The following is a 22,133-nucleotide window of genomic DNA, read 5'->3' as shown; positions in this document are numbered from 1 at the left end:
ACAATACGCTCGGGGCCGGTGCCGGCTGCCGTGCCTCGACACAGCGGACCCGTCGGGACGTCACCGCTGCACCCGCCCGGCCGTCGTGTTCCTGGGAGGTCTGATGACCGAGCTCACCACCGACCGGCTGCTGCTGCGGCAGTGGCGCGACGACGACCTGGACGCCCTGGCCGCCATCGACGCGGACCCGGAGGTCATGCGCTGGATCGGCGACGGGAGCCCGCGGGACCGTGCGCAGACGGCCGCCGCGCTGGACCGGTTCCGCGCGGCGTGGGAGGCCCAGGGATTCGGGCTGTTCGCCGCCGAGGAGGACGGCGACCTCGTCGGCTGGGTCGGCCTGGCCGTGCCGGCGTTCCTGCCGGAGATCCTGCCGGCGGTCGAGATCGGCTGGCGGCTCTCGCGGGCGGCGTGGGGGCGAGGGCTGGCCACGGAGGGTGCGGAGGCGGTGCTGGCGTTCGCGTTCGAGGACGTGGGCCTGGACCGCGTGGTGAGCGTCTGCCACGTCGAGAACACGGCCTCGGAGCGCGTGATGACCAAGCTCGGGATGCACCTGGACCGGGACACCGTCGTTCCGTCGAACGGTGTCCCGGCCCATGTGTACGCGATCGACCGCGCCGGGTATCAGCTGCGCGGCCCCAGGTAGGACGCGTCGCCGTCGGCGGTGTGGATGCCGACCTTGACGGAGGCGTTGGGGTCGGTCGGGGCGTCGACGGTCTGGCTGCCGTCGCGGGCCGCGATCGTCAGGGCGACCGGTTCGCCGTTGCCGTAGACCGTCACGTCACCGTCCGAGGCGCGGGCGTCGATGTCGCCCTCGACCGCCTCGACGGTCGTGTGCCCGTTCTCGGTGTGCGTGGAGACCTCGCCCGTCACGCGGGAGACGTCGATCCAGCCGTCCGAGGTCCGGGCGTCGACGTCGCCACGGACGTCGTCGATCGAGACGCTGCCGTCCGACGCGTGCAGCGAGACGTCGCCGGAGACGTCCTCCACGACCGTCGACCCGTCGCTCGTGCGGATGGTCAGCGGGCCGGTCAGCGAGGTCGCCTCGACGGACCCGTCGGAGGCCCGGACCACGACCTCGGTGCCCTCGGGCACCCGGACGTTCAGGCCGGCGGTGCAGAACCCGGGCCGCCACCAGTCGCAGGTGTGCTTCACGATCAGGCGTTCCCCGCTGAGGGACGCCGTGTACTTCGCCTCGGTCGACGCGGTGCGCGACGTGCGCTCGACGTCCACACCGGTGTCCCCGGTCGTCACGGTGATGTCGCCGTCGGCCACGATCTCGACCACGGGTGCTGCGTCGTAGGACGCCGTGCCCACCACGGTCGACGGGTCGCCGTTGGTGTACACGAGCAGGTTGACCAGGCTGTAGGCGCCCGCGGCGAGCATGAGCGCTCCGAGGATGGCGCCGAACCAGAGCAGGACGCGCGCCCCCTCGGACCGCTGCGGCGGTGCGGGCGGACGGTCGAGGGTCGTGGTCATGAGTGGTCTCCCGGTTCGTGCTCGAGCCAGCGGAGCACCGCCAGCACGCGACGGTGGTCGTCGGCGTCCTGGGCCAGCCCCAGCTTGGTCAGGATGGAGGTGACGTGCTTCTCGACGGCGGGCAGGCCGACCACCAGCCGCTCGGCGATGGCCGCGTTGGAGCGGCCCTCCGCCATGAGGCCCAGCACGTCGCGTTCGCGGGGAGTGAGGGTCTCGAGGCCCGACCGTCTGGTCCGGGCGAGGATCTGGGCGACGACGTCGGGGTCGATCACGGTGCCGCCGGACGCGACGCGGCCGAGGGCGTCGAGGAACTCGTCGACGTCGGCCACCCGGTCCTTCAGCACGTACCCCAGGCCGCGCACGTCGCCCGCGAAGAGCTCCTGGGCGTAGCGCTGCTCGACGTACTGCGAGAGCACGAGGATCGGCAGCCGCTTGTGCAGGCTCCGCAGGTGCACGGCCGCGCGCAGGCCCTCGTCGGTGTGCGTCGGGGGCATCCGGACGTCGGTGACGAGCACGTCGGGCAGCTGTACGCCGGCCCCGAGGGCTGCCACGGTCTGATCCGCCGTCGTATAGCCGGTGACCTCGTGGCCCTCGGCCTCGAGCAGCCTGGTCAGGCCGTCGAGCAGGAGGACGGAGTCCTCGGCGATCACGATGCGCACGGCACCTCCACGGTGAGTCGGGTGCCGGCTCCGGCCGGGCTGTCCAGGTCGAAGGTGCCGTCCAGCGCGGCGACGCGGCTGCGCAGCCCGTCCAGACCGCTCCCGGGCGTCGGGGTGGCGCCGCCGGCGCCGTCGTCGGAGATCTGCAGCCGCAGGTTCTGCGACGGGGTGATCGTCGCCGTCACCGTGACCTGGGAGGCCTGGGCGTACTTGGCGACGTTGGTCAGGGCCTCGGCGACGACGAAGTACGCGGCGGCCTGCGCGGAGGTGCTGGCGCGGTTGAGCGGCCCGGGCACGTCCACAGTGACGGGCACCGGGCTGCGGGCGGCCAGCGCCGACAGCGCCGCGTCGAGCCCGCGGTCGGTCAGGACGGCCGGGTGGATGCCGCGCACGAGGTCGCGCAGCTCGGCAAGGGTCTCCTTGACCTCCTGGTGCGCGTGCTCCAGCGCCGCGGCGGCCTCCGGGTCGCTCGACGCCTTGCGGCGGGCGGCACCGAGCTCGACGCCGAGGGCGACCAGCCGCTGCTGCGCGCCGTCGTGCAGGTCGCGCTCGATCCGGCGGCGTTCCTCGTCGGCGGCACCGACGGCGGCCGTGCGGGTCTGCGTCAGGACGACGGCGCGGCCCTCGGCCTCGTCGGCCCGGGCCCGTGCCTGCCGCGCGGCCTCCATGGCCTCCGCACGCGGCGACCCGCCGAGCATCGACCGGGCCGCGCGGACGAGCCCGAACGACGAGGCCTGCACCCCGAGCGCACCCACCCAGGCCGCGACGAGCGCCGCGACGACCAGGAGGGGCGCGGGCACGGGCATCGTCACCGTGTCGCCGTAGAAGATCACGAAGCCCAGCAGTGCCAGCGCGCCCGAGAGGCCGAACGAGACGATCACCGTGGAGACGGTCAGGATCAGGCTCCCCACCACGAGGTAGGCCAGGTGCGCCCAGGAGCGGCTGTCGCCGAGCACCGCCGTCCAGGACGCCCACCAGCCCGGCCGACGCGGACGCTTGTAGGTGGGGACGTCGATGTCCACCCGCAGCATCGCGTGCAGGCGGGCCCGCTCGAGCCGGGCGAACGGGCGCGCGGCGAGCAGCGCGACGACGAGCATCGGGATGCCGACGAACAGCACCAGCACGCCGGCGGCGACCGAGAGCCAGACGACGGCGGCCGTCAGCACGGCGCCGACGAAGAACGCGCCGATCACCGTCTGCGAGATGCCCGCCCAGGTGGCACCCGACACGGGAGCGAGGAGGAGCGGCCGCCAGCCGGTGAAGGCCGGCGCGACGACACGCAGGTCGGCGGCGCCGGGGACGCCGGCGCTGCCCGCGTCCAGGTCCGTCGAGAGGTCTGAGGTCATGACACAGACGCTAGGGGTCGCGGGCCACGACCAGACAGCCAGCCCACCCACCAACGCGTGGTGGGGCCAGCCCTACCGTTTGGTCGGGACCCGCGCGCCGCGCACCAGCTGGTCGTAGACGAGAGCGAGGACCGCCGCCACGAGCAGAGCGAGCACGCTGCCGAGGAGGAGGCCGCGAACACCGCCGAACAGCCCGGTGCCCCACCCGAGCAGGCTCGACAACGCCAGGAGCGGGCCGACCGTCAGCGGCAGGGTCAGCGTCCCCCACCAGCCACCGCCCCGCAGGTAGACGGCCGCGACGAGCAGTCCCGACACGTACGCGACGACGAGGGTCGCCGCGTTCGCGACGAGGAACGCCGCGAGGTACGAGCCCGACGACCCGACGTTCACGGACACGCCCTCGGCGATCTTCCACTGCCACCCGAAGGCGGCGTACGTCGCACGCTCGGCCACGAGGAGGAGCGCGTACCCGCCGCCGTACAGCAGTGCGGTGCTCAGGGCGCCGATCACCGAGCCCCGGGACAGCGAACGACGCGTGAGCCCCGACGCCACGTGGACGGGCAGGTAGACGGCGGTCAGGCCGATGAAGATCGAGAACGGGACCCACATGGTCGCCTGCCGGCCGAAGGCGACGACGCTCGTCGTGACCTCGTCGGCGACCAGCGCGTAGACCGAGATCGCCAGCACGGACACGACGACGGCGATCGCCCAGAACCACTTCGCGACGCGGAGCTGCGCGCTCAGGAACCAGCGGGCGGTCAGGTCCACGGCCCCGCGTCGCACGGGCGCGTCCAGGGTCAGGGTGCTCATCGGACGGCCTCCGTCGCGTGGTCGGTGAGGTGCACGAACAGGTCCTGCAGCGGGACGGGTCCGAGCTCGAGCCCGCCCAGGCGGGCGTTGCGCTCGTCGTCGGGAAGCGCGCCGACGACCGTGGCCTGGACCGTGCTCCCGAGTCGCTGGCGGGCCACGACGTCCCTCCCCACGACGAACGCCTCGACCGCGTCGACCGGACCCGTGACCGTCATGCCGCGCGTGCGCAGCGACTCCGCGTCCTGCTGCACCAGCACCGACCCGCGGTCCAGCACGACGACGTCCTCCAGCAACCGCTCGACCTCGCCGATGAGGTGGCTCGACAGGACGATCGTGCGCGGGTGCTCGAGCCAGTCGGCCAGGAGGGCGTCGTAGAACGCGTACCGGGCGGGTGCGTCCATGCCGAGGTGCACCTCGTCGAGGAGGGTCAGCGGGGCGCGGCTCGCGATGCCGACGACGACCCCGAAGGCCGACTTCTTGCCCCGCGACATCCGGTCGGGCCGGTCGTCGGGCCCGAGCTCGAACGTGTCGAGGAGCCTCGCCGCGAGCCCGACGTCGAATGTCGCGCGCCGGTTCGCCAGCATGCGCACCATCTCGGACACCGGGCGGTCCGGCAGCAGGTCGCCGCTCTCGCGGATCAGGCACGTCCCGCCCATCACCCGTGCGTTCTCCCACGGCTCCTCCCCGTCGACGAGCACGGTCCCGTCGCTCTTGGGCAGGAACGACGCGAGCACCGACAGCGCCGTCGTCTTGCCCGAGCCGTTGCGCCCGAGCAGCCCCGTGATCACACCGGGCCTCAGGGCGAACGAGACGCCGTCCAGCGCGGTCGTGTCGCCGTACCGGACCGTCAGGTCGCTGACCTGCACACCGAAGCCGCTCATCGCGGTCCCCCGTTCCTCAGGTGCTGGATGATGTCCTCGACCGGGATGCCGAGGACCTTCGCCTGCGCCGCGACCGGGTCGACGACGTCCGCGAAGAACGCGGCCCGGCGTTGGGTGAGCAGCCGCTCGCGGGCGCCCGGCGCGACGAACATCCCGATGCCCCGACGCTTGTAGAGCACGCCCTCGTCGACGAGCTCGGTGAACGCCTTGGCCGCGGTCGCCGGGTTGATCCGGAACGTCGTCGCGTACTGCGTGGTCGACATGACCTGCTCCTCCGCCTGCAGCGCGCCCGACAGCACGTCCGCCCGGATCTGGTCGGCGATCTGCACGTACAGCGGATCTCGTCCGTCGAACACGCCGATCACCTCCTCACTGGTTCATTACATGACCAACTAACCATAGAACCAGTGAGAGGCGCAACCCTGATGGGCCGCTAAAGAGACAACAACGTCCGCACTCGTGAGGGCTATAGGCCCCACGAGTGCGGACGTTGCAGTGGTCAGACGGTGGTCAGGCGCTGGGCGGCGACGAGCTCGGCGATCTGGACCGCATTGAGGGCGGCCCCCTTGCGCAGGTTGTCGTTGCTGACGAACAGCGCGAGCCCGCGACCGTCCGGCACGCCCTCGTCCTGGCGCAGGCGGCCGACGAAGGACGGGTCCTTGCCGGCGGCGTGCAGCGGGGTCGGGACGTCGGTCACGACGACACCGGGGGCGTCGGCGAGCAGCTCGAGCGCACGCTCGGGGCTGAGGGCCGAGGCGAACTCCGCGTTGATCGACAGCGAGTGCCCGGTGAACACCGGCACGCGCACGCAGGTGCCGGAGACGAGCAGCGACGGGATGTCGAGGATCTTGCGCGACTCGTGCCGCAGCTTCTGCTCCTCGTCGGTCTCGAACGAGCCGTCGTCGACCAGCGAGCCGGCCAGCGGGATGACGTCGAACGCGATGGGCGCGACGTACTTGACCGGCTCGGGCAGGGTGACCGCGGAACCGTCGTGGACCAGCGCGAGCGTGTCCTGCTCGACCGCCGCGCGGATCTGGCTGTCGAGCTCGTCGGCACCGGCGAGGCCCGAGCCGGAGACGGCCTGGTAGGTGGAGACGACGAGACGGGTCAGGCCGGCCTCGTCGTGCAGCACCTTGAGCACCGGCATCGCGGCCATGGTGGTGCAGTTCGGGTTGGCGATGATGCCCTTGACCGCGTCGGCGATCGCAGCGGGGTTCACCTCGGAGACGACCAGCGGGACCTCGGGGTCGCGACGCCAGGCGGACGAGTTGTCGATGACCAGCGCGCCGGCCGCGGCGAACCGCGGGGCGTGGACCTTCGAGGCCGCGCCGCCGGCGGAGAACAGGGCGACGTCGATCCCGGACAGGTCCTCCGTGGAGATGTCCTCGACGACGACGTCGGTGCCCTTCCAGGGCAGCGTCGTGCCCGCGGACCGCGGCGAGGCGAAGTAGCGGATGGAGTCGACGGGGAAGTCGCGCTCCTCGAGCAGCCGGCGCATGACGCCGCCGACCTGGCCGGTCGCACCGACCACCGCGATGTTGAGTCCCACAGCCCTACCGTCCCGTCCCGCCGTACACGACGGCCTTGTCCGACGTGGAGTCCAGATCGAAAGCCGTGTGCACCGCGCGTACGGCCTCGTCCAGCGAGTCCGCCCGGGTGACCACGGAGATCCGGATCTCCGACGTCGAGATCATCTCGATGTTGATGCCCGCGTCGGACAGCGCGGCGAAGAACCGTGCCGAGACGCCGGGGTGCGACTTCATGCCCGCGCCGACGAGCGAGAGCTTGCCAATCGTGTCGTCGTACTGCAGCGACGCAAAGCCGATATCCGGCTGGTGCTCGGTGAGCGCGGCCGTGCCGGCGGCGCCGTCCGTGGCCGGGAGCGTGAAGGAGATGTCCGTCAGGCCGGTCGAGGCGGCCGACACGTTCTGCACGATCATGTCGATGTTGACGCCGGCGGCGGCGACGACCTCGAAGATGCGCGCGGCCTTGCCGGGCACGTCCGGGACGCCGACGACGGTGATCTTGGCCTCGCTGCGGTCGTGCGCGACGCCCGCGATGATCGGCTGCTCCACGGTCTCTCCTTCGGGGGCGGGCTCGTCTGTCACGAGCGTGCCGGTATGAGTACTGAACGACGAACGGACGTGGATCGGTACCCCGTAGCGGCGGGCGTACTCGACGCAGCGCAGGACGAGCACCTTGGCGCCGCTCGCCGCGAGGTCCAGCATCTCGTCGTACGTGACCCGCTCGAGCTTGCGCGCGTTCGGCACGATCCGCGGGTCGGCGGTGAACACGCCGTCGACGTCCGTGTAGATCTCGCAGACGTCGGCCTTCAGGGCTGCCGCCAGCGCGACCGCCGTGGTGTCCGAGCCGCCGCGGCCGAGCGTCGTCACGTCGTTGGTGGACGGGTTCACGCCCTGGAACCCGGCGACGATCGCGACGGACCCCTGCGCGATCGTCTGCCGGATGCGGCTGGGCGTCACGTCGATGATGCGGGCCTTGCCGTAGGCCTCGTCGGTGAGCACGCCCGCCTGCTGGCCGGTGAACGACTTGGCCTCGACGCCCAGGTTGTGGATCGCCATCGCCAGGAGCGACATCGAGATGCGCTCGCCCGCGGTCAGGAGGATGTCCATCTCGCGCTGCGGCGGCAGCGGCGTGACCTGCCGGGCGAGGTCGATGAGCTCGTCCGTCGTGTCACCCATCGCGCTGACGACGACCACCACGTCGTGGCCCGCCCGCTTCGCCTCCGTGACCCGCTTGGCGACACGCTTGATGCTGGCGGCGTCGGCGACGGAGGAACCGCCGTACTTCTGCACGATCAGGGCCACGGGGGAGCTCTTTCGCGGGCTCGGGATTGGACCGGGCGAGTGTACGGCGGTGTTCATCTGCTGGAAACGCGGTTTCAGATGCCGGATCGACACAGACACTTCACAGACTTCCGGGACGCCGACGTCGTCCCGGTCCTAGCGTGTCGCCCATGGACGACGACGCCGGTATCCAGGTCAGCGGCCTGCGCCGCGCCTTCGGTCGTGTGCGGGCCCTCGACGGCGTGGACCTGACGGCGCGGGCCGGTGCGGTGACGGCACTGGTGGGCCCGAACGGCTCGGGCAAGACGACGCTGCTGCTGGTGCTGGCGGGGCTGCTGGTGCCCGACAGCGGCCAGGCGCTCATCGCCGGGATCGACCCCGTGCTCGACAGCCGCGGAGCCCGCGCCCGCACCGGCTGGATGCCCGACACGTTCGGCACCTGGGACTCGCTGACCGCGCGCGAGGTCCTGACCACGTTCGGCCGCGCCTACCGCGTGCGCGACGCCGGCTCCAGGGCTGCCGAGCTGCTCGAGACCGTCCACCTCACCGAGTTCGCCGACCGCCCGGCCAGCGTCCTGTCCCGCGGGCAGAAGCAGCGCCTCGGCCTGGCCCGCGCGCTCGTGCACTCCCCCGACGTCCTGCTCCTCGACGAGCCCGCCAGCGGCCTGGACCCACGGTCGCGCGTCGACCTGCGGATCCTGCTGCGGCGCCTCGCCGACGACGGCACCGCGGTGCTCGTCTCCAGCCACGTCCTGTCCGAGCTGGAGGAGATGGCCGACGACGCCGTCTTCCTCTCCCGCGGCCGCACGGTGATCCCGTCCCAGGCTCCCTCCCAGCGGTCCTGGCACGTCCGAGCCCTCACCGACGCGCTGCCGGCCTGGCTCACCTCCGTCGGGGCGCAGTGGCGGCCCGGCGACGCACCCGGAGCGGTCCTCGTCGAGATCGACGGCGACGAGGGTGCGGCGCAGCTCGTCGCGGACGCGGTCGCGGCCGGCGTCCCGATCGTGTCCCTCCATCCCGTCGGCGGCGCCCTGGAGCACGCCTACCTGGCGCTCGAGGAGGACCGGCGATGACGACGCAGACCGTGGAGCTCGAGGTCGACCCTCCGATCGAGCCGTCCGTCCCCACCGAGCGGGGTGGCTGGTGGTCGGGCGTCTGGACCGTCACCGTGCTGGAGCTTCGGCAGCGCGTGCGGTCCACGCGGTGGATCGTCGCTCTGGTCGTGTGGTTCGTGGTGGTCGGCGGCATCACCCTGCTCACGTCCGGCGCTCTGGCGACCCTGTCGGACGACGCCGCCTCGTCCTCGTCGAACGGCCCGCTGCTGTTCGCCGTCGTCTCGTTCCTGGTGCTCGGCCTGGGCCTGCTGGTCACGCCGACGCTCACATCGACCGGCATCAACGGCGACCGCAACGCGGGCACGCTGGCGACGCTGCAGGTCACGCTCCTGACGCCGTCGCAGATCGCCGCGGGAAAGGTGCTCGCCGCCTGGTTCGCCGCGTGCGCGTTCCTCGTCGCGAGCCTGCCGTTCCTCATCCTCGCGCTCGTCATGGGCGGCACGCCGGTGATGTCGCTGGTCCGGGTCGTGGTGATCGTCGCACTGCTGCTGGCCGCCGTCTGCGGGATCGGTCTGGGCTACTCGTCGCTCGTCGCGCGCACGGCCGGGTCCACCGTGCTGACGTTCCTGACGGTCGCCGCGCTGACCCTGCTCACCCCGATCCTCTTCGCGACGACGTACCCGTCGATCACCCGCGAGGAGACCGTGCAGGTCTACACGACGGTCCCGACGGCCGACGGCCAGGACTACGAGTGCGACTACGTGACCGCGCAGCGCGACGTCGCGCACACCGAACGGACCTGGTGGCTGCTGGGCATCAACCCGTTCGTGGTCCTCGCGGACGGTGCCGAGGCGGCCCGCACGGGACCGGAGCCCTTCGACGATCCGCTGGCCGTCATCCGCTCGGGCGTCCGGATCCTCCGCGCGGGCACCACCTCGACCGACGAGTGCTGGGTGAACGGCACCCCGCTGGAGCGGCCGGAGATCTCCGACAACCCGTTCTGGTTCTGGGGCCTGGGCGCCAACCTCCTGCTCGGCGCCGCCGGCTTCACGGTCGCCGTCCGCCGCCTGCGCATCCCGCAGAAGAAGCTGGCCCGCGGCACGCGCGTGGCGTAGCGCAACGTCCGACCAGAGGTGCGCCCTGGCCTACGTCTGCTCGGACGTCACGGCTGGAGCGCGTCGTACTCCGCCTCGGCAGCGACGTCGTCCTCCACGTCGAGGCGCAGGTGGGCGAGGATCGCCTGCAGGGTGCGCAGCACGCTCGACGCGCGCTCGCCCCAGTCGGACAGGTAGCTGAACTGCCACCACCACAGGGCCTCGAGCACGTGGCCGCTCTCGTAGTGGCGCAGGCCCTGGGCCAGGGCCCCGGCGATGGCGACGAGGTCGCCGGAGACGCTCGAGCGCTCGACCTCGACGCCCAGCAGCGGGTCGACGACCTCGGCGTACTCGTCGATGCCCTCGAACACGTTGGCCAGGTTGGCGCGCAGCGGGTCGACGTCCGGGTCCGGGCCAAGGTCCGGCTCGAACCGCTCGAGCGGCACCACGTCGGTCGTCGCGCCCAGGCGGGCGCCCGAGGCGAGGATGTCGGAGACGGCCAGCAGCAGGAGCGGCAGGGCGGCGTCGGGGGCGGAGCCGGCCGCGACCTCGGTGACCGTGCTCAGGTAGCGGCGTGCCTCGTCGGCCACGGAGACCGCGATGTCCCGCAGGTCGGCGTCGACCGTCGTCTGGTGCGGTGTCATCGTCCCGTCCTCCCTACGCGCTGATCCGGCGTCGACCTTCGAATGCCCGCCCGAGCGTGACCTCGTCGGCGTACTCCAGGTCGCCGCCGACCGGCAGACCCGAGGCGAGCCGGCTGACCGTCAGGCCCATCGGTACCAGCATGCGCGCCAGGTACGTCGCTGTCGCCTCGCCCTCGACATTGGGGTCCGTGGCGAGGATCACCTCGGTGACCGTGCCGTCGGCCAGCCGCGTGAGCAGCGACTGGATGCGCAGGTCGTCGGGACCGACACCCGCGATCGGGTTGATGGCGCCGCCGAGCACGTGGTACCGGCCGCGGAACTCGCGGGTGCGCTCGATCGCGACGACGTCCTTGGGCTCCTCGACCACGCAGATCGTGGCCAGCGAGCGGCGCGGGTCGCGGCAGATGCGGCACTGCGTCTCCTGCGCGACGTTGCCGCAGATCTCGCAGAACTGGACCCGCAGCTTGACCTCGGTGAGCGCGTCGGCGAGCCGTCGCACGTCCGCCGGGTCCGCCGCGAGCAGGTGGAACGCGATGCGCTGGGCGCTCTTGGGACCGACGCCGGGCAGCCGCCCGAGCTCGTCGATCAGATCCTGGACCGCACCCTCGTACACGCCCGCCAGCCTACGGGGTCGGGTCCGCGGAACCGGCGGGCGCGCGGGCCCCGCCGGCCACGAGCTCGACCTCGAAGCCGCTGTCGTCCTTGAGGTACGCCGCGTAGTGCTGCGGGCCGCCCGCAAACGGGTGCCGGTCCGCGAAGAGCAGCGTCCACCCATGCTCCGGGGCCTGGACCACCAGATGATCCACGTCGCTGCGGGAGCCCGCGTGGAACGCGAGGTGGTTCAGGCCCGGTCGGAGGCGGTCGTGACGGGTCGCGACGACGTCCGGGCCCGACTCGAGCACGACGTACGGTCCGTCCGGCCGCGACCAGCTCACGCCGCCCGTCCAGCGGTCCCTCTCCCGGTAGCCGAGCGCGGTGAGCAGCCAGCCCCACGACCGCTCCGCAGCCGTCAGGTCGCCGACCCAGATCTCCAGGTGGTGCAGGTCGCCTGCGCTCCCCGACGGTTCGCGCTCGGCACCCTCACCCTCGGTCACGCCGTGCCGTCGTCCAGCTGCTCGTCGATGACCGTGCCGCCGAGCATCTGCGCCACCAGCGGCGCACCGATCAGGGAGGAGCCGCTGATCTCCGGGTCGTCCGGCGACGGCTCGTCGGGCACCCCGGGCACGACCCGGGCCGCCGACTCGCGCGCCGCGGCCATGCCGCGCTCCCGGGCGGATCCCTGCGGCCCCGGGCCGGTGGCGTCGAGGTCCTCCGGCGGTTCGGGCGCGTGGGCCGGCTCGCCCGGGTCGTCCAGCGGGGGCTCGGCGGCGGGCGGCTCGTCGTCCCAGGACGCCGCCGCCTCGGCCGGGGTGACCGCGCGCGGGTTCTCGCGGTCGTTCACCGGGCGGACGGGGGATTCCTTGACGGCCGTCGCGGCCGCGGCCTGCTCGGCGAGGATGCCCTCGACGCGCACGTCGAACCCGAGGGTCTCGCGCACGGCTCGGGCGACGACGTCCGCGTGGGCGCCGTTCCGGAACGTGGTCGCGAGCGCGGGGTTGTCGAACGCGATGCGCAGGGTCGTCGCGTCGAGGTCCGCGACCTGCGCGTTGCGCGGGTCGATGAGCGCCCAGGTCACGCGGCGCAGGCCCTTGACGGTCTCGAGCACCTCGGGCCAGCGCCGACGGATGACCTCGGTCTCCGGACCGCCACCGGCCGGCGCGGAAGCGACCGGCGCCGGTGCGACGACCGGCGCAGGCGTTGCGACGGGCTCGGGTTCGACGACGGCGGCGGGCTGGGTCTCGACCGCCTCCACCGGCTCGGGGACGACCGGCTCGAAATCGGACCCTGCCTCGACGTCACGCTCGGCCGGCGAGTCGGGCACGTCATCGGGCACGGCCGGCACGTCGGTGGGCTCGGTGACCGCTCGCGGCGCCTGCTCGGCCGGACGCGCGACGGGCGGCGTCTCGGCTGCGGGGGCAGGCACGGGCGCCGGGTCGGCCACCGGTGCGGCCGTGGGAGCAGGACGCGGGGCCGGCTCCGGCGGCGGGTGGGCCGCGGGAGTCGTGGCGACCGGGACGCGGACCCCGTCGGCGGGCAGCCCGCGCTCGAGCCGGTCGAGGCGGGCGCCGATCGACGACCGGGTGTCCTCGGCGGCCGGCAGCAGCAGCCGCGCCATGAGCAGCTCGAGGTGCAGGCGCGGGGAGGTCGCGCCGGTCATCTCGGTGAGCGCGGCGTTGGCCAGGTCGGCCGACCGCGACAGCTCGGAGGCGCCCAGGTGCCCAGCCTGCAGCCGCATCCGCGTCAGCTGGTCGGAGGGCACGTCGCGCAGGGCGGCCTCGGCGGCGTCCCCCGACGCGGCGATGACGATGAGGTCGCGGAAGCGTTCGAGCACGTCCTCGACGAACCGGCGCGGCTCGTGTCCGGTCGAGATGACGCGGTCGACCACCCGGAAGGCAGACGCACCGTCGCGGGCCGCCACGGCCTCCACGACGTCGTCGAGCAGCGAGGCCTGGGTGTACCCCAGCAGGTCGGCCGCGCCCTCGTACGCGAGCTCGGCACCCCCGGACCCGGCGATCAGCTGGTCGAGGACCGAGAGGGTGTCGCGGACGGATCCGCCACCCGCGCGCACGACCAGCGGCAGCACGCCGGAGGCCACCTGGACGTGCTCGGAGTCGCAGAGCTGCTGCAGGTACGGGACCAGGACGTCCGGCGGGACCAGCCGGAACGGGTAGTGGTGCGTCCGCGAGCGGATGGTTCCGATGACCTTGTCCGGCTCCGTCGTCGCGAAGATGAACTTGATGTGCGGCGGCGGCTCCTCGACGATCTTGAGCAGCGCGTTGAAGCCCTGGTTGGACACCATGTGGGCCTCGTCGAGGATGAACACCTTGTACCGGTCGCGCGCGGGCGCGAACGTGGCGCGCTCCCGCAGCTCGCGCGCGTCGTCGACGCCGCCGTGGCTCGCCGCGTCGATCTCGACGACGTCCAGGCTGCCCGGGCCGCCGCGCGCCAGCTCGACGCACGACTCGCACACGTTGCACGGGGTGTCGGTCGGGCTCTCCTCGGTGTTCTGGGCGCAGTTCAGGATGCGGGCCAGGATGCGCGCGGACGTCGTCTTGCCGCAGCCGCGCGGGCCGGAGAACAGGTACGCGTGGTTGACCTGGCCGCTGCGCAGCGCCTGCCGCAGGGGTGCGGTGACGTGGTCCTGCCCGATCACCTCGGCGAAGTTCTCGGGCCGGTACCGCCGGTACAGGGCTGTGCTCACGCCAGAACCCTAGACGCCCCCGCCAACACCTACGATCCGTTCGTGGCGATCGATCAACGCGCGCTGGACGAGCTCTGGGACTTCTCCGACCCGGTCGCGAGCGAGGACCGCCTCCGCACGGCTGCTGCGCAGACGACCGGCAGCGCACGGGACGAGCTCCTCACCCAGGTCGCCCGCAGCCTCGGCCTGCAGGAGCGGTACGACGAGGCCGCGGCGCTGCTCTCGACGATCGACGGCGACACCCCGACCGTCCGCGCGCGCCTGGCCCTGGAGCACGGGAGGGTCCACAACAGCGCCGGCCGCGCTGCGCAGGCGATCCCGTTCTTCGAGGAGGCCGCCACCGAGAAGGTCGACCCGTTCCTCGTCGTCGACGCCCTGCACATGCTCGCGATCGCCGACCCGGCGCGATCGGACTCCGCGACGACGCGCGCGCTCGGCGTCCTGGAGGCCGTCACCGACGAGCGCACCTTGCGCTGGCGCGTCGCCCTGCACAACAACCGTGGCTGGTCGCTGTTCGACGCCGGCGACCCGGCGGCCGCCCTGACCGAGTTCGAGAAGGCCCTCGACGCCGCGCAGCGCTGGGGCACGCCGCAGCAGGTCCGCTGGGCCCACGAGGCGATCGACGAGTGTCGCGAGGCCCTCCCCTGAGCGGAGATCCTCCATCTCGACAGTCGATACGTTCCCTCCACGTATCGACTGTCGAGATGTCGGACCTGAGCCCGGTCGCCCGGGTGGCTCAGTCCGCGCGCACCACCGTGTCGGCGAGCACCGACCGCAGCAGCGGGCGCGACGTCTCGGTGGCCGCGAACACCAGCGCGCACCCGACCGCCAGGAACGTGAGCAGCAGCAGCAGCCCGGTCGGGTCGGTCACCGCGACGGTGCCGAGCAACGGCAGGCACATGAGCAGCGCGACCGCCGCCGACCCGACCGACACGAAGAGCAGCGGCACCAGCACGGACCGCCGGCGCACGGAGTCGAGCAGCTCGACGGGCATCCCGGCCAGGTTCTGCAGGGCGATCTCGCGACGACGGTCGAGCACCGCTGCCGCCTGCGCGATCCCCGCGGAGACGGCCGCCAGCAGGAACGCGACGACCAGCGTCACGAGTGCCCCGGTGACCAGGTCGTCCAGCAGGATCGCGCCCTGCGGGTCCTGCGACGCGTCCACCCGGGTCAGGGACGGGATCACGGCGAGCGCACCGGCCACGAACCCGGCCAGCCCGAGCCCGCCGACCACGCGCCAGGCGGCACGAGGGTCGTCGAGCAGGCGGCGGGCCGCGAGGAGTCGCGCGGGCGTCGTCGCGCGGCGCAGCTGGACCTTGCCGACGAGGCCGAGCACCCACGGCCCGACCGCGTTGAGCGTCGCGAAGCCGACCGCCAGGGCGCCGACGAGCGCGGCGATCGCGGCCGCACCGAGTGCACCCCCGACCGCGCTGACGATCATGAACAGCCCGATCCCGGCGAGCGCGACGAGCAGCCGGACGAAGCCCAGCGCCTTGGGCATGGTCCGTCGCGCGACCCCGAGCGGCGAGATCGCGACCCGACGCAGCGAGAACGCCCCGGACAGCCCGGCGAGCAGAGGCACCGCGACCAGCGCGATCAGCAGCCCCTGCCACCCCACCCACAGCTCACCGACCGTGAACGTCGTCCCCTGGAACGGCAGCATCGCGGCGAACGGCAGCAGCAGCCCGTAGAGCGCGATGCCGAGGAGTGCGCCGATCAGACCCTGCCAGGCGGTCTCGACGAGGGTCAGCCCGACCACCTCGCGCGACGTCACGCCGAGCAGGCGCAGCGTGGCAAGACGCGCGTCGCGGCGGGCGACCCCGAGGCGAGCGGCGCTGCCGCCGAGCGTGACCAGGGGGACGACGAGCAGGACGACCGCGACCCACGCGAGGATCTCGTAGACGGAGCGGATGTCGGTCTCGCCGGGCGCCAGGGGTTCGTCGGCACGCGTGATGAAGCCGAGCAGGCCGCCGACGACGCACAGCGTCAGACCGGTGGTGACGGCGAACGCCGTGATGGCGAGCACGGTGGTGACGCGCGAGTCGCGGCCGCCGGCGCGCTGGAACCGGGGCGCGAGGGCGACGACGGGATTCATCGGGGGACCCCGGCCCCGACGACGAGCCCGTCGCGCACCTCGATCCGTCGGTCGCACCAGTCCGCGACCTGCGCGTCGTGGGTCACGACGACGAGCGAGGCCCCCGCAGCCTTCGTCGTCTCGACGAGGATCCGCATGACGTCGTAGCCGGTCGACTGGTCGAGCGCACCCGTCGGCTCGTCGGCGAAGACCACGTCCGGCCCGGTGATCAGGGCACGCGCGACCGCGACCCGCTGCGCCTGGCCGCCGGACAGCTCGCCCGGGCGCCGGCCCTCCATCCCGGCGAGCCCGAGCGAGCCGAGCCAGCGCATCGCCTGCGCGGTCGCGTCCTTGCGGCTCGCGCCGAGCAGCATGGCCGGCAGCGCGACGTTCTCCACCGCGGGCAGCTCCGAGAGCAGCTGACCGAACTGGAACACGAAGCCGTAGTGCTGGCGCCGCAGCAGCGAGCGCTCGCGGTCGTTCAGGGCGCCGACGTCGCGTCCCTTCAGCGACACGGATCCCTGGTCCGGCACGAGAATGCCGGCGAGGCAGTGCAGCAGCGTCGACTTGCCGGAGCCGGACGGGCCCATGACGGCGAGCGACTCGCCATCGAGGAGGTTCACGTCCACGCCGGCCAGTGCGGTGGTGCTGCCGAAGGTCTTGACCAGCCCGCGGGCGGACAGCCGAGGTTCGATGCTCATGTGTCCAGCGTCGCCGACGGTCCCACGGTCGGTCGTCGGCCCACGGGCGCGTCCTGGGCGCCGGTCCGTGCACCCCTAGGGGGACGGCGGTCCACCCCAGGGTTCAGACGAGCACCGCGACGCCGACCAGCACGACGACCGCCGACCCGGCGATCGAGACCCACCTCTTGGCCGCCTCGGGGATCCGCATCCCCAGCAGTCCGCTCGACAGCGCCAGCACGAGCTGCCAGGTCAGCGACGCCAGACCGACGCCGGCGACGAACGCGACCGCCGCCGACCAGGCTCCGCCGAGGCCGGCGGCCATGCCGATCGCGACGGTCGTGAACGTCACCGCCGTGAGCGGGTTGACCGCGGTGAGCCCGACGAACCGCAGGTAGGTGCCGTGCGTCGATCCCGGCTCTCTCGCCTGGTCGGGCTGCGGACGCCTGAGCAGCCCGTACACGCCGATCGCCACGAGCACCGCCGCGCTGACGACGCGGATCGCCCGCTCGTGCGCCTCGACGAGCCCGCTCACGGGCGCGCCGACCGCCACCGCCACGACCCCGTACAGCAGGTCGACCGTCGCGATCCCGCACGCCGCCGCGACCGCCACGCGCAGCCCGTCGACCAGCCCGCTGCGCATCAGGAGCACGCCGACAGGCCCGACGGGCATCGCGACGGCGAGCCCGGCGAGCGCACCGAGCAGGAACGCTGACATGGGGCCAGCGTGGTTCCGGGTTCCGACGAGGTCACGCGGAAACTGCGGATATCGTCGTGGAACTGCGATGATCGCTGCATGGACCCCATCGACGAGGCAATCCTGCGCGAGCTGACGCTCGATGGGCGGCTTCCCTACAGCGACCTGGGCGAGCGGGTCGGCCTGTCCCCGAACGCTGCCGCCAACCGCGTCCGCCGCCTCGTCGACAGCGGCACCATCCGCGGCTTCACGGTCCTGACCGGCTCGTCCGCGTCGCTGCCGGCGGGTCTGGAGGTCTTCGTCGAGGTGCGGATGGCCGACGGGACGACGAACGAGGAGTTCACGGCGGCGCTCGCGCGCGGCTTCCCGCAGGTGCTCGACGCCGTCCACGTGACCGGCTCGTACGACTACCTGCTGCACGCGGTCGTCGCGGACCCGTCGGCGCTGGACCAGCTCGTCCGCCGGCTCAAGCGCGAGGCCGGCGCCGGCCAGACGTTCACCCGCCTGGCCCTGCGCGGCTGAAGACCGCCCGAGCGACGCCCCCGCCCCGCCCGCCCGCCGCTCCCCTTCCCCGAGCCCGCCCCTGCCCCCGCCCCTGCCCCCTGCCCGCGCGAGAACAACCTGAACGACGTCATGAATGCTCTTGGCGCTCATGAGGTTGTTCTCGCGGCGTACATCGGGCTCAGGGGCCGGGCGGCCGTGACGTGCCCACAGCCCCGGTGTGGTTCGGCGAGTGCCGGGTCGCTCTCGCGCGCCAGGTCCGGATGGTCGGATCAGGCATGCGCCCGAAGTTCGAGCCGCCGGCTTCGCTGCGCTCGCTCGCCTATCGCCAGGAGGATCTCGTCTCGTCGCACCAGTGCGATGCACTCGGTGTGACGATGGGGATGCGGAGCCGCCTGGTCGCCGATGGCCGTTGGGCTCGCCCGACGCGGGGCGTCTACGACACCGAGCCGGCGCGCGACCGCCGACGCGAACCGGATCATCGCCGACGACGCGCTGCGTGGCTCGGCATGCTCGCCTACGGTCCGGACGCGGTCGCCGTCGGTCCTGCCGCCCTGGCGCTGCACGGTGTCCGCGGGCTCCCGCTGGACATCCGTCCCGAGGTCGCGCTTCCCCATGGGGTGTTCGGGAAGCGCCGCGACGGCATGCTCGTGCGACAGCTCGCCGAGGTCGCGTTGACCCGGTTCGGCGACCGCCGGATCGCGACGGTGCCGTATGCGCTGCTCACCGCGATCCCGGCACTGGGGCGGGTCCATTCCGTGGCAGTTCTCGACGACCTCGTCCATCGCGGGATGCTCTCGCCGACTCAGCTGGACGGCCTGCAGACCCGGTTGAGTGGTCGACGCGGTTGTGCGGAGGCGCCAGCCTGGATCGCGCTCGTCGACGGTCGCGCCGAGTCTCCGCTCGAGACCCTTGCGCGGCTCGACTGCGTGGACGCCGGCGTCGCGCCGGACGAGCTGCAGGTAGAGATCAAGGCACCCGACGGCCGATTCCTCGGGCGCGGCGACATGGGATGGCGGCTGCCGGGGAACCGGTGGCTCGTCGCCGAGATCGACGGGCGCGAGTTCCACGAACGACCCGATGCGCTGCTTCGAGACCGCAGCCGCCAGAACGCGATGCTCATGCGCGGCGCGATCGACCTCCTGCGGTTCACCCACCACGACATCGGCACGGTGGGTCTCACCGTCCGCGACGCCCTGGGTGCCGCTCGAGAACAACGACATGAACGGCAAGCGTTCTCATGACGTCGTTGAGGTTGTTCTCGCGGAGCCGAGCGGGGGCGGTCGGGTGCGGGTGCGGCCGAGGGTCGCGGACGTCTCCGGGCATGCGAGGACCCCCCGCACACCCGCCAGAGCTCACCTGCCCTTGCTGCCTTCCGGCCCTGGGGGAGTTCAGCGAGATGACGCCGCACGAGGGGTCGTGGACGATTCTAGCCCAGCCAGGAGGGGTCCTCGATCACGTGCCGCAGGTAGCGCCGAGGGTCGTCGAGGAAGCCGCGGTAGCGCTGGACGAGGTCGAGCTCCTCCCACTCGCTGCGGCGCATGCCCCAGTCGCCGACCTCGTAGATCGTCGCGCCCGGGATGGCCGCGAGCACGGGCGAGTGGGTCGAGAGGAGGACCTGCGACGAGCTCGTGCGGACCAGTGTGGTCAGGTGCGAGACGACAGCGAGGCAGCCGGTGAACGACAGGGCCGACTCGGGCTCGTCGAGAAGGAAGAAGCCGGGGCGATCGGGCGTCATGCGGTCGGTGATGAGGGACAGGAACGACTCGCCGTGCGACATCTCGTGGAAGGCGGGCTCAGGGCCTCCCGGGTTCGCCTCGAGGTACGTGTAGAACGAGTGCATCGTCTCGGCGCGCAGGAAGTACCCGCGCCGAGGTCCTCCGGCCTCGCGTTCGAGGAGCAGGTGCTGCCACAGGTCGGACTCGGTGGCGCGGGTCGCGTGCATGGAGCCGGTGGACCCGCCCTCGGCGCCCATGCCGAACGCCATCGCGACGGCCTCGACGAGCGTGGACTTGCCGGCCCCGTTGTCGCCGACGAGGACCGTGACCTGGTCGAGCGGCCAGCCCTCGCGCAGCACCTGCGCCACCGCGGGCACGTGCGTGAACCAGACGTCGCGCGGGACCGGCTCCCGGTCCTGGACGCGGACGGCGCGCACGGGCAGAGGGCTCATCGGGACACCTCAGCACATCCGGGTGTGTCCGGTGGGTTACCGATGTGCCAAGGCCCTCACGCAGGAGCAGGATTGTGGGCAGACTGCGCTCATGACGGTTGAGGAAGTGCTGGACGTGCCTGCTCCCGACGAAGGTCCTTACGACTACGACCTCGCCGTCATCGGCTCCGGACCGGGCGGCCAGAAGGCGGCGATCGCCGCCGCGAAGCTCGGGCACAAGGTCGCGATCATCGAGCGCCGGCACATGATGGGCGGCGTCTCGGTCAACACCGGGACCATCCCCAGCAAGACGCTGCGCGAGGCCGTCATGTACCTCACCGGCATGGCGCAGCGGGAGGTCTACGGCGCCAGCTACCGCGTGAAGTCCGACATCACGATGGACGACCTGTTCGCCCGCACGCACCACGTGATCGGCCGCGAGATCGAGGTCATCCGCGCGCAGCTGCTGCGCAACCACGTCGACATCCTCAACGGCACGGGCTCGTTCGTGGACCGGCACACGATCGCGGTCGAGGACGGCGGGGCCCATCCGACGACGATCACGGCGCGGTTCGTCGTCATCTCGACCGGCTCGAAGCCGCACCGCCCCGACACCGTGCAGTTCGACGAGAGCCGGGTGCTCGACTCCGACGGCGTGCTCGAGCTGGACAGCGTGCCGGGGTCGATGGTCGTCGTCGGCGCCGGCATCATCGGCATCGAGTACGCGTCGATGTTCGCGGCACTCGGCACCCGGGTGACCGTCATCGACCAGCGGCCCGCGATGCTCGAGATGTGCGACCCCGAGGTGGCTGAGTCGCTGAAGTTCCACCTGCGCGACCTGTCGGTGTCGTTCCGGTTCGGCGAGCAGGTGGCCGGCGTCGAGAGCAACACGCACGGGACGGTCACGCGCCTCGCGTCGGGCAAGCGGATCGCCGCCGACGCGGTCATGTACTCGGCCGGCCGGCAGGGTCAGACCGACTCGCTGCAGCTGGAGAACGCCGGCCTGTCGGCGGACTCGCGCGGACGCATCAAGGTCGACGACCAGTACCGGACGATCGTGCCCAACATCTTCGCGGTCGGCGACGTCATCGGCTTCCCCGCGCTCGCCGCGACGAGCATGGACCAGGGGCGCCTCGCGGCGTACCACGCGTTCGGGGAGCCGGCCCGCGAGCTGCAGTCGGTCCAGCCCATCGGCATCTACACGATCCCCGAGATCTCCTACTGCGGTCGCACCGAGGAGGAGCTCACGACGGCGGCGGTCCCCTACGAGGTCGGCGTCGCGCGCTACCGCGAGCTTGCCCGCGGGCAAATCGTCGGCGACTCGTACGGGATGCTCAAGCTGCTGGTGCACACCGAGACCCGCGAGCTGCTGGGCGTGCACATCTTCGGGACGTCGGCCACTGACCTCGTGCACATCGGCCAGGCGATCATGGCGTGCGGCGGGACCGTCGACTACCTCGTCGACACCGTCCTCAACTACCCGACGCTGTCCGAGGCGTACAAGGTCGCCGCGCTCGACGCGACCAACAAGATCCGCCAGGTGGCGCGCTTCAGCCTCTGAGGGACGCGACGACGATCCCGACCACGGAGACGCCGACGAACGTCAGGAAGACGCCGCCGACGAGGCCCAGCGCACCCCAGCTGACCCCGCGCCACCGTCGCAGCACGTAACCGACGACGAGCGGGGTGACGACGGCGACGGCCAGGACCACCAGAGGCCAGGACTCACGCGCCTCGGCGGTGTCGAGACCCTGCAGCGCCCACACGATCACGGACATGAAGGCGATGAACCCGCAGGCGAGGGCGACCCCGACGACGAGGAGCGTCCGCCTCCGCCGACCCGGCGCTGGGGCAGGCGGAACCGCCTCGGTCGCGTCCATGGCGCGCAGACTACGTGGCTGAGCCGTCACGCAATGGCAACAAACTCGGGCTTCAGCAGCGGCGTCCCCGTGCCGATGT

The 22,133-nt window shown here is 72.5% G+C and carries 24 protein-coding genes and 1 other RNA gene; 7 read left to right on the top strand and 18 right to left on the bottom strand.

Annotated features, from left to right (window positions below; translation table 11 throughout):
* Positions 1–103 precede the first annotated feature (103 nt).
* Positions 104–643, top strand: coding sequence for a GNAT family N-acetyltransferase (locus tag AC1DZC_RS08060; protein WP_477038490.1), 540 nt, complete (start codon positions 104–106; stop codon positions 641–643).
* Here the strand turns inward: AC1DZC_RS08060 and AC1DZC_RS08055 are convergent.
* The 8 genes from AC1DZC_RS08055 to AC1DZC_RS08020 form a co-directional block, all read right to left on the bottom strand.
* Entirely contained in the window at positions 622–1,476 is an 855-nt protein-coding gene (locus tag AC1DZC_RS08055; protein WP_477042882.1) for a DUF4097 family beta strand repeat-containing protein, read from the bottom strand. The two genes, AC1DZC_RS08060 and AC1DZC_RS08055, sit on opposite strands and share 22 nt — an antisense overlap.
* On the bottom strand, positions 1,473–2,135 hold the full coding sequence (locus AC1DZC_RS08050) for a response regulator (RefSeq protein WP_477042881.1): 663 nt from the start codon (positions 2,133–2,135) through the stop codon (positions 1,473–1,475). The genes AC1DZC_RS08055 and AC1DZC_RS08050 overlap by 4 nt, the downstream gene beginning before the upstream one ends.
* Positions 2,123–3,481 (bottom strand): sensor histidine kinase, encoded by a 1,359-nt coding sequence (locus AC1DZC_RS08045; RefSeq protein WP_477038493.1) that lies wholly within the window; start codon positions 3,479–3,481, stop codon positions 2,123–2,125. The genes AC1DZC_RS08050 and AC1DZC_RS08045 overlap by 13 nt, the downstream gene beginning before the upstream one ends.
* Before the next feature lie 72 nt (positions 3,482–3,553).
* Positions 3,554–4,291 (bottom strand): hypothetical protein, encoded by a 738-nt coding sequence (locus AC1DZC_RS08040; RefSeq protein ID WP_477042880.1) that lies wholly within the window; start codon positions 4,289–4,291, stop codon positions 3,554–3,556.
* Positions 4,288–5,172, bottom strand: a complete 885-nt coding sequence (locus tag AC1DZC_RS08035; protein ID WP_477042879.1) for an ATP-binding cassette domain-containing protein — start codon at positions 5,170–5,172, stop codon at positions 4,288–4,290. The genes AC1DZC_RS08040 and AC1DZC_RS08035 overlap by 4 nt, the downstream gene beginning before the upstream one ends.
* Positions 5,169–5,528 carry a GntR family transcriptional regulator gene (locus AC1DZC_RS08030; protein WP_477042878.1) on the bottom strand — a complete coding sequence of 120 codons (360 nt, stop codon included), beginning with the start codon at positions 5,526–5,528 and terminating at the stop codon, positions 5,169–5,171. Before AC1DZC_RS08030 ends, AC1DZC_RS08035 begins: the two co-directional genes overlap by 4 nt.
* Positions 5,529–5,671: 143 nt before the next feature.
* Positions 5,672–6,721, bottom strand: coding sequence for an aspartate-semialdehyde dehydrogenase (locus AC1DZC_RS08025; protein WP_477042877.1), 1,050 nt, complete (start codon positions 6,719–6,721; stop codon positions 5,672–5,674).
* 4 nt (positions 6,722–6,725) lie between these two features.
* Complete coding sequence (locus AC1DZC_RS08020; protein ID WP_477038498.1) at positions 6,726–8,000, bottom strand: aspartate kinase; 1,275 nt, start codon at positions 7,998–8,000, stop codon at positions 6,726–6,728.
* A gap of 149 nt (positions 8,001–8,149) precedes the next feature.
* On the opposite strand from AC1DZC_RS08020, the gene AC1DZC_RS08015 reads away from it, so the two are divergent.
* Together AC1DZC_RS08015 and AC1DZC_RS08010 are read left to right on the top strand one after the other, a co-directional pair.
* Positions 8,150–9,052, top strand: coding sequence for an ABC transporter ATP-binding protein (locus AC1DZC_RS08015; protein ID WP_477042876.1), 903 nt, complete (start codon positions 8,150–8,152; stop codon positions 9,050–9,052).
* Positions 9,049–10,149: an ABC transporter permease gene (locus AC1DZC_RS08010; RefSeq protein ID WP_477042875.1), complete on the top strand. Its 1,101-nt coding sequence runs from the start codon at positions 9,049–9,051 to the stop codon at positions 10,147–10,149. Before AC1DZC_RS08015 ends, AC1DZC_RS08010 begins: the two co-directional genes overlap by 4 nt.
* Positions 10,150–10,196: 47 nt before the next feature.
* Here the strand turns inward: AC1DZC_RS08010 and AC1DZC_RS08005 are convergent, their stop codons facing one another.
* Genes AC1DZC_RS08005 through AC1DZC_RS07990 form a run of 4 tightly spaced genes read right to left on the bottom strand, consistent with a single transcriptional unit; the run spans position 10,197 to position 14,073 of the window.
* Complete coding sequence (locus AC1DZC_RS08005; RefSeq protein ID WP_477038501.1) at positions 10,197–10,772, bottom strand: DUF5063 domain-containing protein; 576 nt, start codon at positions 10,770–10,772, stop codon at positions 10,197–10,199.
* A gap of 13 nt (positions 10,773–10,785) precedes the next feature.
* Positions 10,786–11,385: a recombination mediator RecR gene (gene recR / locus AC1DZC_RS08000; protein ID WP_477038502.1), complete on the bottom strand. Its 600-nt coding sequence runs from the start codon at positions 11,383–11,385 to the stop codon at positions 10,786–10,788.
* Between the two features lie 10 nt (positions 11,386–11,395).
* Positions 11,396–11,866 (bottom strand): VOC family protein, encoded by a 471-nt coding sequence (locus tag AC1DZC_RS07995; RefSeq protein WP_477042874.1) that lies wholly within the window; start codon positions 11,864–11,866, stop codon positions 11,396–11,398.
* Complete coding sequence (locus tag AC1DZC_RS07990; protein WP_477042873.1) at positions 11,863–14,073, bottom strand: DNA polymerase III subunit gamma and tau; 2,211 nt, start codon at positions 14,071–14,073, stop codon at positions 11,863–11,865. The genes AC1DZC_RS07995 and AC1DZC_RS07990 overlap by 4 nt, the downstream gene beginning before the upstream one ends.
* Positions 14,074–14,115: 42 nt before the next feature.
* Here AC1DZC_RS07990 and AC1DZC_RS07985 point away from each other — a divergent pair, with 42 nt between their 5' ends.
* Positions 14,116–14,721, top strand: a complete 606-nt coding sequence (locus AC1DZC_RS07985; protein ID WP_477042872.1) for a hypothetical protein — start codon at positions 14,116–14,118, stop codon at positions 14,719–14,721.
* A gap of 88 nt (positions 14,722–14,809) precedes the next feature.
* On the opposite strand, the gene AC1DZC_RS07980 is transcribed toward AC1DZC_RS07985, so the two are convergent.
* The 3 genes from AC1DZC_RS07980 to AC1DZC_RS07970 all read right to left on the bottom strand — a co-directional run bounded on the left by AC1DZC_RS07980 (position 14,810) and on the right by AC1DZC_RS07970 (position 17,545).
* A complete protein-coding gene (locus tag AC1DZC_RS07980) occupies positions 14,810–16,168 on the bottom strand; it encodes an FtsX-like permease family protein (RefSeq protein WP_477042871.1) in 1,359 nt (452 codons plus the stop codon).
* Positions 16,165–16,848: an ABC transporter ATP-binding protein gene (locus AC1DZC_RS07975; RefSeq protein ID WP_477038507.1), complete on the bottom strand. Its 684-nt coding sequence runs from the start codon at positions 16,846–16,848 to the stop codon at positions 16,165–16,167. Before AC1DZC_RS07975 ends, AC1DZC_RS07980 begins: the two co-directional genes overlap by 4 nt.
* A 103-nt stretch (positions 16,849–16,951) precedes the next feature.
* Positions 16,952–17,545 (bottom strand): LysE family translocator, encoded by a 594-nt coding sequence (locus AC1DZC_RS07970; RefSeq protein ID WP_477042870.1) that lies wholly within the window; start codon positions 17,543–17,545, stop codon positions 16,952–16,954.
* 78 nt (positions 17,546–17,623) lie between these two features.
* On the opposite strand from AC1DZC_RS07970, the gene AC1DZC_RS07965 reads away from it, so the two are divergent.
* Both AC1DZC_RS07965 and AC1DZC_RS07960 read left to right on the top strand, forming a co-directional pair.
* On the top strand, positions 17,624–18,046 hold the full coding sequence (locus tag AC1DZC_RS07965; RefSeq protein WP_477042869.1) for an Lrp/AsnC family transcriptional regulator: 423 nt from the start codon (positions 17,624–17,626) through the stop codon (positions 18,044–18,046).
* 629 nt (positions 18,047–18,675) lie between these two features.
* On the top strand, positions 18,676–19,269 hold the full coding sequence (locus tag AC1DZC_RS07960) for a hypothetical protein (RefSeq protein WP_477042868.1): 594 nt from the start codon (positions 18,676–18,678) through the stop codon (positions 19,267–19,269).
* 81 nt (positions 19,270–19,350) lie between these two features.
* Here AC1DZC_RS07960 and ffs read toward each other — a convergent pair.
* Positions 19,351–19,447, bottom strand: an RNA gene (gene ffs, locus AC1DZC_RS07955) — signal recognition particle sRNA small type.
* Positions 19,448–19,454: 7 nt separating this feature from the next.
* Entirely contained in the window at positions 19,455–20,195 is a 741-nt protein-coding gene (locus AC1DZC_RS07950) for an AAA family ATPase (RefSeq protein ID WP_477042867.1), read from the bottom strand.
* A gap of 91 nt (positions 20,196–20,286) precedes the next feature.
* Here AC1DZC_RS07950 and sthA point away from each other — a divergent pair, with 91 nt between their 5' ends.
* Complete coding sequence (gene sthA / locus AC1DZC_RS07945) at positions 20,287–21,735, top strand: Si-specific NAD(P)(+) transhydrogenase (protein WP_477038512.1); 1,449 nt, start codon at positions 20,287–20,289, stop codon at positions 21,733–21,735.
* Here sthA and AC1DZC_RS07940 read toward each other — a convergent pair.
* Positions 21,725–22,054, bottom strand: a complete 330-nt coding sequence (locus tag AC1DZC_RS07940) for a hypothetical protein (protein ID WP_477042866.1) — start codon at positions 22,052–22,054, stop codon at positions 21,725–21,727. The genes sthA and AC1DZC_RS07940 overlap by 11 nt on opposite strands.
* Positions 22,055–22,133: the final 79 nt, after the last annotated feature.

This window comes from Cellulomonas sp. P2_B4 (assembly GCF_056404795.1).
Note: the sequence above shows the minus strand (reverse complement) of the source record. Positions and strands in the feature narration are given on the sequence as shown.

Coding starts and splice junctions, on each gene's coding strand:
- sthA (WP_477038512.1), top strand. CDS start 20,287: ATGACGGTTGAGGAAGTGCTGGACGTGCCTGCTCCCGACGAAGGTCCT.
- AC1DZC_RS08010 (WP_477042875.1), top strand. CDS start 9,049: ATGACGACGCAGACCGTGGAGCTCGAGGTCGACCCTCCGATCGAGCCG.
- AC1DZC_RS07940 (WP_477042866.1), bottom strand. CDS start 22,054: ATGGACGCGACCGAGGCGGTTCCGCCTGCCCCAGCGCCGGGTCGGCGG.
- AC1DZC_RS08015 (WP_477042876.1), top strand. CDS start 8,150: ATGGACGACGACGCCGGTATCCAGGTCAGCGGCCTGCGCCGCGCCTTC.
- AC1DZC_RS07965 (WP_477042869.1), top strand. CDS start 17,624: ATGGACCCCATCGACGAGGCAATCCTGCGCGAGCTGACGCTCGATGGG.
- AC1DZC_RS08060 (WP_477038490.1), top strand. CDS start 104: ATGACCGAGCTCACCACCGACCGGCTGCTGCTGCGGCAGTGGCGCGAC.
- AC1DZC_RS07975 (WP_477038507.1), bottom strand. CDS start 16,848: ATGAGCATCGAACCTCGGCTGTCCGCCCGCGGGCTGGTCAAGACCTTC.
- AC1DZC_RS08045 (WP_477038493.1), bottom strand. CDS start 3,481: ATGACCTCAGACCTCTCGACGGACCTGGACGCGGGCAGCGCCGGCGTC.
- AC1DZC_RS08055 (WP_477042882.1), bottom strand. CDS start 1,476: ATGACCACGACCCTCGACCGTCCGCCCGCACCGCCGCAGCGGTCCGAG.
- AC1DZC_RS07950 (WP_477042867.1), bottom strand. CDS start 20,195: ATGAGCCCTCTGCCCGTGCGCGCCGTCCGCGTCCAGGACCGGGAGCCG.
- AC1DZC_RS07970 (WP_477042870.1), bottom strand. CDS start 17,545: ATGTCAGCGTTCCTGCTCGGTGCGCTCGCCGGGCTCGCCGTCGCGATG.
- AC1DZC_RS08040 (WP_477042880.1), bottom strand. CDS start 4,291: ATGAGCACCCTGACCCTGGACGCGCCCGTGCGACGCGGGGCCGTGGAC.
- AC1DZC_RS08005 (WP_477038501.1), bottom strand. CDS start 10,772: ATGACACCGCACCAGACGACGGTCGACGCCGACCTGCGGGACATCGCG.
- AC1DZC_RS08035 (WP_477042879.1), bottom strand. CDS start 5,172: ATGAGCGGCTTCGGTGTGCAGGTCAGCGACCTGACGGTCCGGTACGGC.
- AC1DZC_RS07980 (WP_477042871.1), bottom strand. CDS start 16,168: ATGAATCCCGTCGTCGCCCTCGCGCCCCGGTTCCAGCGCGCCGGCGGC.